The 7,670-nt window shown below is 70.7% G+C and carries 6 protein-coding genes and 1 pseudogene; 1 reads left to right on the top strand and 6 read right to left on the bottom strand.

Annotated elements, in window-relative coordinates; all coding sequences use genetic code 11:
- Positions 1-19: 19 nt before the first annotated feature.
- The 6 genes and pseudogenes from pgl to I59_RS01135 all read right to left on the bottom strand — a co-directional run.
- On the bottom strand, positions 20-790 hold the full coding sequence (gene pgl, locus I59_RS01160) for a 6-phosphogluconolactonase (protein WP_031272339.1): 771 nt from the start codon (positions 788-790) through the stop codon (positions 20-22).
- A 97-nt stretch (positions 791-887) separates the two neighbouring features.
- Positions 888-1,832 (bottom strand): glucose-6-phosphate dehydrogenase assembly protein OpcA, encoded by a 945-nt coding sequence (locus I59_RS01155; protein WP_022902306.1) that lies wholly within the window; start codon positions 1,830-1,832, stop codon positions 888-890.
- On the bottom strand, positions 1,829-3,367 hold the full coding sequence (gene zwf, locus I59_RS01150) for a glucose-6-phosphate dehydrogenase (RefSeq protein ID WP_022902305.1): 1,539 nt from the start codon (positions 3,365-3,367) through the stop codon (positions 1,829-1,831). Before zwf ends, I59_RS01155 begins: the two co-directional genes overlap by 4 nt.
- Before the next feature lie 22 nt (positions 3,368-3,389).
- Positions 3,390-4,988: a glucose-6-phosphate isomerase gene (locus I59_RS01145; RefSeq protein ID WP_022902304.1), complete on the bottom strand. Its 1,599-nt coding sequence runs from the start codon at positions 4,986-4,988 to the stop codon at positions 3,390-3,392.
- Position 4,989: 1 nt separating this feature from the next.
- Positions 4,990-6,102 carry a transaldolase gene (gene tal, locus I59_RS01140; RefSeq protein ID WP_022902303.1) on the bottom strand — a complete coding sequence of 371 codons (1,113 nt, stop codon included), beginning with the start codon at positions 6,100-6,102 and terminating at the stop codon, positions 4,990-4,992.
- A 126-nt stretch (positions 6,103-6,228) separates the two neighbouring features.
- Positions 6,229-7,311 (bottom strand): annotated as a pseudogene (locus tag I59_RS01135) (transketolase C-terminal domain-containing protein); the annotation flags it as partial.
- Positions 7,312-7,430: 119 nt separating this feature from the next.
- On the opposite strand from I59_RS01135, the gene I59_RS18825 reads away from it, so the two are divergent.
- Positions 7,431-7,670 (top strand): hypothetical protein (locus I59_RS18825; RefSeq protein ID WP_222834977.1); only part of this gene is annotated, 240 nt, incomplete at its 3' end.

Here is a 7,670-nt window from a genome sequence, read left to right as displayed (position 1 = left end):
TCCCGTCCGGGGTCCCGCGTCAGTACGTCGACGCGATGAGGTTCTCCGGGACGTCGCGCGCGGCGTCCTGGTCGACGAAGAAGACGGTGCGCTTCCGACCCTGGACGCCGCCGACGGGGACCTCGTCCACGGCGGCGCCGGCGAGGGCGAGCCCGAGCACGGACGCCTTCTCGGCGCCGGACAGGATCACCCAGACACGCTGCGACGCATTGATCACCGGGTAGGTCAGCGTCAGGCGCTGCGGCGGCGGCTTGGGGGAGTCGTCGACCGGCAGCACGGCACGGTCGGTGACGGTGAGCTGCGGGAACTCCGGGAACAGCGACGCGGTGTGCCCGTCGGGGCCGACGCCGAGCAGCGTGATGTCGAACCGGGGCGCGGCGGCACCCTCGGGAGCGGCGTCCTGCAGTTCGCGCTCGTACTGCAGCGCGGCGTCCTCGATCGACAGGCCGGAGTCCGACGTCGCGATCGGGTGGATGTTCTCCGCCGGGATGTCGACGTGCTCGAAGAAGTCCGACTGCGTCCCGGTGTCGTTGCGGTCGGCGTCGCCGGCGGGCACCCAGCGCTCGTCGACCCACCACACGTGCACCTTCGACCAGTCGACGCTCTCACGAGCCTGCGACTGCCCGATCGCCGCGAGGACGAGGGTGGACACGGAACCGCCGCTGATGGCGATGTCCGCGCGCTCCTGCTCGTCGAGCACGTCGATGATCTTGGTGATGAAGCGTGCGGCGACCGACGCGCCGAGGGCCTGCTTGTCGGGGTGTACGAGCACCCGTCGTTCGTTGGTCACGTGACTCCCGTGTTCGAGGTCGGCAGGCCGGCGAGCGGACCGCCTTCGGTCCGACCGGTCCGCCCGCGGGTGCGGACGGACCGGTCGAGTGGTGTGCTCAGCCGGCGATGGACTCGCGCAGCTGGGGCACCCCGTGCTTGACGACGTCTCCGAAGAGGACGTCCGGGTCGAGTCTACGGAGTTCCTCGGCCAGGCAGTCGCGCAGGTTGCGGCGCGGCAGCGACAGGTCGTGCGTCGGCTGGCCCGGCATCGAGAGCGTCGCGACGTCCACCAGGGAGCGCTCGAGCTCGATGGCGCCGGACTCGCGGACGAGCTTGACGCCGTGGATCCCGCTCGAGCCGGTCGCACGCGGCGACGTGACGACGGCCACGGGGACCTCGAGCTGCAGCTGCAGCCAGGCTGCCAGGAGGATCGTCGACGGGCTGTCGAACGCCCCGGAGACCTCCACCGCGGTGACCGGCTCGTACGGCGGCTGGTCGAGCGCCGCGGCGAGCTGGTTGCGCCAGAGCGTCAGACGCGTCCACGCGAAGTCGGTGTCACCCGGGACGTAGGACGCGCCGAGCGCCGCGATGGCCTCGTTCGGGTCCTTCTGCGCGGCGGCGTCCGTGATCCGGCGCTGGGCGATCCGGCCCAGAGCGGACTCGGACGGCTGCGCCGGAGCGGCATCCGGCCACCACGCCACGACCGGAGCGTCCGGCAGCAGGAGACCCGTGACGAGGCTCTCCTCGTCGGTGGCGGTCTCGCCGTAGGCGCGGAGGACGATGACCTCGCTCGCACCCGCGTCGCTGCCGACGCGGATCTGCGCGTCGAGACGGCCCGGGGACTTCGTGTCGCCCTCGTTCTTCGAGACGATGATGACGCGCATCGGGTGCTCGCGGGACGCCTCGTTCGCCGCGTTGATCGCCTCTTCCTCGTGGCCGAGGGCCGTCGAGATGATCAGCGTGAGGACGCGGCCGAGTGCGACCGCACCGCCCTCCTCGCGGATGTGGACGAGCTTCTTCTGGATCTTCGAGACCGTGGTGTTCGGCATGTCGATCTTCATGGACGCCTCCAGGTCCGGCCGTCGCGGGCGAGCAGGGCATCGGCGGACGCCGGGCCCCACGTGCCGGGACGGTACTGCTCGGGCTGACCCTGCTCCCGCCAGAACTCCTCGATCGGGTCGAGGATCTTCCAGGACAGCTCCACCTCCTGGTGACGGGGGAACAGGGGCGGGTCGCCGAGGAGCACGTCGAGGATGAGTCGCTCGTACGCCTCGGGTGAGGCCTCGGTGAACGCGTGCCCGTAGCCGAAGTCCATCGTCACGTCGCGCACCTGCGTACCGACGCCGGGCACCTTCGAACCGAAGCGGAGCGTGACGCCCTCGTCCGGCTGGACGCGGATCACGAGCGCGTTCTGGCCGAGCGGCGACTGGGGGATGCCGAACACGTCCTCCGGGACGCGCTTGAACACGATCGCGATCTCGGTGACGCGGCGGCCGAGGCGCTTGCCCGCACGCAGGTAGAACGGGACGCCCTGCCAGCGGCGGGTCGCGATGTCGAGCTTGATCGCAGCGTAGGTCTCGGTCGTGGACTCGGGGTTCATGCCCGCTTCCTCGAGGAACCCGAGCACCTTCTCGCCGCCCTGCCACCCGCCGGCGTACTGCCCGCGGGCGGTGGCCGTCGCCAGGTCGGCCGGGAGCCGGACCGCGGAGAGCACCTTCTCCTTCTCGGCACGGAGGTCCGCGGCCTTGAACGAGACCGGCTCCTCCATCGCGGTGAGCGCCAGGAGCTGCAGCAGGTGGTTCTGGATGACGTCGCGCGCCGCCCCGATGCCGTCGTAGTACGCGGCACGTCCGGCGACGCCGATGTCCTCCGCCATCGTGATCTGCACGTGGTCGACGTAGTTCGAGTTCCAGATGGGTTCGTACATCTGGTTCGCGAACCGGAGCGTCAGGAGGTTCTGGACGGTCTCCTTGCCGAGGTAGTGGTCGATGCGGAAGACGTCGTCGGGAGCGAAGACGCTCTCGACGATCGCGTTCAGCTCGCGTGCGGTGCGGAGGTCCGAGCCGAACGGCTTCTCGACCACGACGCGGCTCCAGGAGCCGTCGCACTTCTCGGTGAGCCCGGAGACCTTGAGCTGCTCGGTCACGACCGGGAACATCTTCGGCGGGATCGACAGGTAGAAGGCGTGGTTGCCGAGCGTGCCGCGCTCGGCGTCGAGCTCGTCGACGGTGCGCTTGAGCTCGAGGAACGCCTCGGGGTCGTCGAACGAGCCCTGCACGAAGCGGATGCCCTGTTCGAGCTGCTTCCAGACGGCCTCGTCGAAGGGGGTGCGGGAGTGGTCCCGGACCGCGTCGTGCACGAGCTGGGAGAAGTCCTGGTCCTCCCAGTCGCGCCGGGCGAACCCGACGAGCGCGAAGCCGGGTGGCAGCAGCCCCCGGTTCGCGAGGTCGTAGACCGCGGGCATCAGCTTCTTGCGCGACAGGTCACCCGTCACGCCGAAGATGATGAGGGTGCTGGGGCCCGCGATCCGGTTCAGACGTCGGTCGGTCGGCAACCGGAGCGGGTTGTGCTCCGGGGTGATCGCCACCGGTGACATGAGTCGGTGAACTCCTTACGAGTCAGAGGGAGACGGCGGCGCGCAACGCTGCGGTGGCAGCGGCGACGTCCGACGTCGTGAGGGTCAGGACCGGCCGGCCGTGCTGCGCGAGGACGCTCGCGTCGCCGGCGGCCTGGGCCTGGATGAGTCGGCCGAACGTGAAGGAGCGGCCTGGGATCGCCAGGTCCTCCGCCTCGTCGGCCACGATCTGCAGGAAGACGCCGTTCGCGGGTCCGCCCTTGTGGTACTGCCCGGTCGAGTGCAGGAAGCGCGGGCCGTAGCCGAACGTGACGGGTCGGCCGCTGCGCGCCGCGAAGGCGTCGCGGAGCGACTCGAGGTCGCGGTTCGCGGTGCGGTCCACGTACGCCTGCACGGCCAGGTAGCCGGTCGCGTCGAGTCCGGCCAGGAGGCCCGTCACGGCTTCCGCGATCGTCGTCCCGACCGCCAGACCGGCGGTCGCGCGGACGGCGGTGCCGCCCTCGGTGAAGGCCGGCTCCGTCGGCGCGGGGCCGTCGTCGAGCAGCCCGCGTGCCGCGGCCTTGGCGGCCTCGACGTCGGGCTGGTCGAACGGGTTGATCCCGATGAGGCGCCCGGCGACGGCGACCGCGTACTCCCACACGAGGAACTGGCCACCGAGGGTGCCGTCGATCTCGACCTCGCCCTCGGCGACGTGCCGTTCGTCCTCGCGCGAACCGACGATCCGGACGATCTGCAGGTCGGCGAGGCCCGCGGTGACCTCGGGGGAGTCCGGCGTCAGCACGACGGGCAGCAGCCCCTTGCCGTCCTTGCCGGTGCTCTCGGCGAGGAGCTGCTCGACCCAGTCGCCGAACCCGACGATGTGGGTGCCGTCCGGCACGATGCCGATCTTCGCCACGGCCGGGTCGAGCGTCGCGAGGGCGGCGCCGAGGACCAGTCCAGGGTTCTCGTCGGTGTCCACGGCGAGGAGCACCGAGATGGCGTCGGCCTCGTCGAGGAGTTCGTCGATGTCGGCGCCGGCGAGCCCGGACGGCACGAGGCCGAACGCGGTCAGGGCCGAGAACCGGCCACCGACGTCCGGGTCCGCGGTGAACACGCGGTACCCGGCGTCGTGTGCGAGGTCGTCGAGCGAGGAGCCCGGGTCGGTGACGACGACGATCCGTGACGCGGGGTCGATCCCCGCGTCACGGAACGCCTGCTCGTACACCCGTCGCTGCGAGTCGGTCTCCAGGGTGGAGCCGGACTTCGACGAGACCACGAGCACGGTGCGCTCGAGGTCGTGTCCCACCGCCGCCCGGACCTGGCCCGGGTCGGTCGAGTCGAGCACCGTCAGCGGGACGCCGTACGTCCGCGTGATCACCTCGGGCGCGAGCGAGGAGCCGCCCATGCCGGCGAGGACGACGTGGTCGACCCCGTCGGCGGCGAGCTGCTCGCGCAGCGCCGTGATCTCCGCGACGAGCGGACGGGAGACCGAGACGGCCTCCGTCCACCCGAGACGCTTCGACGCCTCCGACTCGGCGGCAGGGCCCCAGAGACCGGGGTCCTGCGCCGTGATGCCCGACGCCACCAGGTCGGCGACGAGCTGCGGGACCACCGTGTCGATGGCCCGTGCAGCCGCGCCGCTGGCGGCGATGGAGACGGTCACGCTACTTCGCGCCCTCGAGGGCGTTCTTCACGGTGTCGACGAGCTCGCCCCAGGAGACGTTGAACTTGTCCACGCCCTCCTTCTCGAGCAGCGCGACGACCTCGTCGTAGGAGATGCCCTGCGCGGCGACCTGGTCGAGGACCTCCTGCGCGGCGTCGTACGAGCCGGCGATGGCGTCGCCGTGGATCTCGCCGTGGTCGAACGTCGCGTCGAGCGTCTTGCCCGGCATGGTGTTCACGGTGTTCGGGGCGGCGAGCTCGGTCACGTAGAGCGTGTCGGGCAGCGACGGGTCCTTGACACCGGTCGAGGCCCACAGCGGACGCTGCGTGTTCGCACCGGACTCGAGGAGGCCGAGGGCGCGCTCGGTGGCGAACGCCTCGGTCCAGACCTGGTACGCGAGCTGTGCGTTGGCGATGCCGGCCTTCGACTTGAGGGCCTTGGCCTCGTCGGTGCCGACGGCGTCGAGGCGCTTGTCGATCTCGGAGTCGACGCGGGACACGAAGAACGAGGCGACCGAGTGGATCTTCGAGAGGTCGTGGCCGGCGGCCTTGGCCTTCTCGAGCCCGCCGAGGTACGCGTCGATGACGGCACGGTAGCGCTCGAGCGAGAAGATCAGGGTCACGTTGACCGAGATGCCGGCGGCGATGACCTCGGTGATGGCCTCGAGGCCCTCGACGGTCGCCGGGATCTTGATGAGGACGTTCTCCTTGCCGACCTTGTCGAACAGGAACTTGGCCTGCTCGATGGTCTTCTGGGTCTCGTGCGCGAGGCCCGGCTCGACCTCGATCGAGACACGGCCGTCGAAGCCCTTGGTCTCGTCGTAGATCGGCTTGAAGACGTCGGACGCGTCGGCGACGTCCTGCGTGGTGATCTCGAAGATCGCGTCGGTGACGTCGGTGCCCGCGGCGGCGAGCTCCTTGACCTGGGCGTCGTAGCGCTCGCCCTTGGCGAGGGCGGACGCGAAGATCGTCGGGTTCGTGGTGACGCCGACGACGTTCTTCTCGGCGATGAGCTGCTCGAGCTTGCCGGTCTCGAGGAGCTCGCGCGAGAGGTCGTCGAGCCAGATGCTGACGCCGACCTCGGAGAGGGCGGCGGTGGGGGTGGTCTCAGCCATGTGTTGTTCTTCTTCCTTCGTCGGCCGTCTGGCCGTGGTCGTTAGGACCGGGGGCGCGTGGCGGGGCCGAGCCGCGCCTCCCGGCAGCAGGGCCGGATCCGGGTGACCGGACCCGGCCCTGGTGGGTCAGGAGGCCGCGATGCTTTCCTTCGCGGCCGCGACGACGTGCTCCGTCGTGAAGCCGAACTCCTGGAAGAGCGTCTGGTAGTCGGCCGAGGCACCGAAGTGCTCGATCGACACGCTGCGGCCCTTGTCGCCGACGATGTCGCGCCAGCTCATGGCGATGCCGGCCTCGACGGACACGCGGGCGGTGACGTCCTTCGGGAGCACCTGGTCGCGGTAGTTCTCCGACTGCTCGAAGAACCACTCGAGGGACGGCGCGCTCACGACGCGGGCGTTGATGCCCTCGGCCTTGAGCTGCTCGCGCGCCTCGACGGCGATCTGGACCTCGGAGCCGGTCGCGATGAGGATGACGTCCGGGGTGCCGTTCGGCGCCTCGGCGAGGATGTACGCGCCCTTGCCGACGTTCTTGGCCGACGCGAAGGTCTCACCCGAGGCCTCGCCCTCGCCACGCTCGAAGACGGGGAGGTTCTGACGGCTCAGCGCGATGCCGGCCGGGCGGTCCTTGTGCTTCAGCATCTCGAGCCACGCGTAGGCGACCTCGTTGGCGTCGGCCGGACGGACGACGTCGAGACCCGGGATCGCGCGGAGGGCGGTGAGCTGCTCGATCGGCTGGTGCGTCGGGCCGTCCTCGCCGAGGGCGACCGAGTCGTGCGTCCAGACGTAGATCGCCGGCGCCTTCATGAGCGCGGCGAGACGGACCGCCGGGCGCATGTAGTCGCTGAAGATGAGGAAGGTGCCGCCGAAGGGGCGGGTGTTCCCGTGCAGGACGATGCCGGAGAGGATCGAACCCATCGCGTGCTCGCGGATGCCGAAGTGCAGCACGCGGCCGTACGGGTCGGTGCTCCAGGTCTTCGTCGAGGCCTCGGCCGGGCCGAAGGACTTGGCGCCCTCGATCGTGGTGAGGTTCGACTCGGCCAGGTCGGCCGAACCGCCCCAGAACTCGGGCATGAGCGGCGCGATGGCGTTGATGACCTTGCCGGACGCGGCACGGGTCGAGACGGCCTTCTCGGTCGGGAAGACCGGGAGCGCCTCCTCGAGGCCCTCGGGGAGCTCGCCGGCGTTGATGCGGTCGAGCATCGCCTTCTTCCGACCAGACCGTCGTCACGCCCCGTGGCACCGTCTTCTACACGGGGGCGTCGCACGCGGACGGGACGCTCGTCGCGGAGCCGCAGGGGTTGTGGCGCGCCGACCACGGGTCCGACCCGGTGCGGCTCACCGCCCGGGAGACGGTGGACGTCACCGGCACGCCGGTGCTGCACGGCGACGACGTCCTCGTCACCGTGCTCGACCGCGGGACCGTCGGCGTCCGCCGGGTTCCGGGGGACACCACGGCGCCGATCGGGCTCGAGGACTTCGCGGTGGTCCTCGGCGGACGCCTGGTCGTGTCGGGTTTCGACGTCGCGGACGACGTGCTCGTCGCCACTGCCGCCACGACGGAACTCCCC

It is taken from the genome of Curtobacterium sp. B8 (assembly GCF_000333315.1).
GTDB lineage: Bacteria > Actinomycetota > Actinomycetes > Actinomycetales > Microbacteriaceae > Curtobacterium > Curtobacterium luteum.
Note: the sequence above shows the minus strand (reverse complement) of the source record. Positions and strands in the feature narration are given on the sequence as shown.

Bases quoted from the DNA above. Each gene is read 5' to 3' on its own strand.
- zwf (WP_022902305.1), bottom strand. From the start codon at position 3,367: ATGTCACCGGTGGCGATCACCCCGGAGCACAACCCGCTCCGGTTGCCG.
- tal (WP_022902303.1), bottom strand. From the start codon at position 6,102: ATGGCTGAGACCACCCCCACCGCCGCCCTCTCCGAGGTCGGCGTCAGC.
- I59_RS01155 (WP_022902306.1), bottom strand. From the start codon at position 1,832: ATGAAGATCGACATGCCGAACACCACGGTCTCGAAGATCCAGAAGAAG.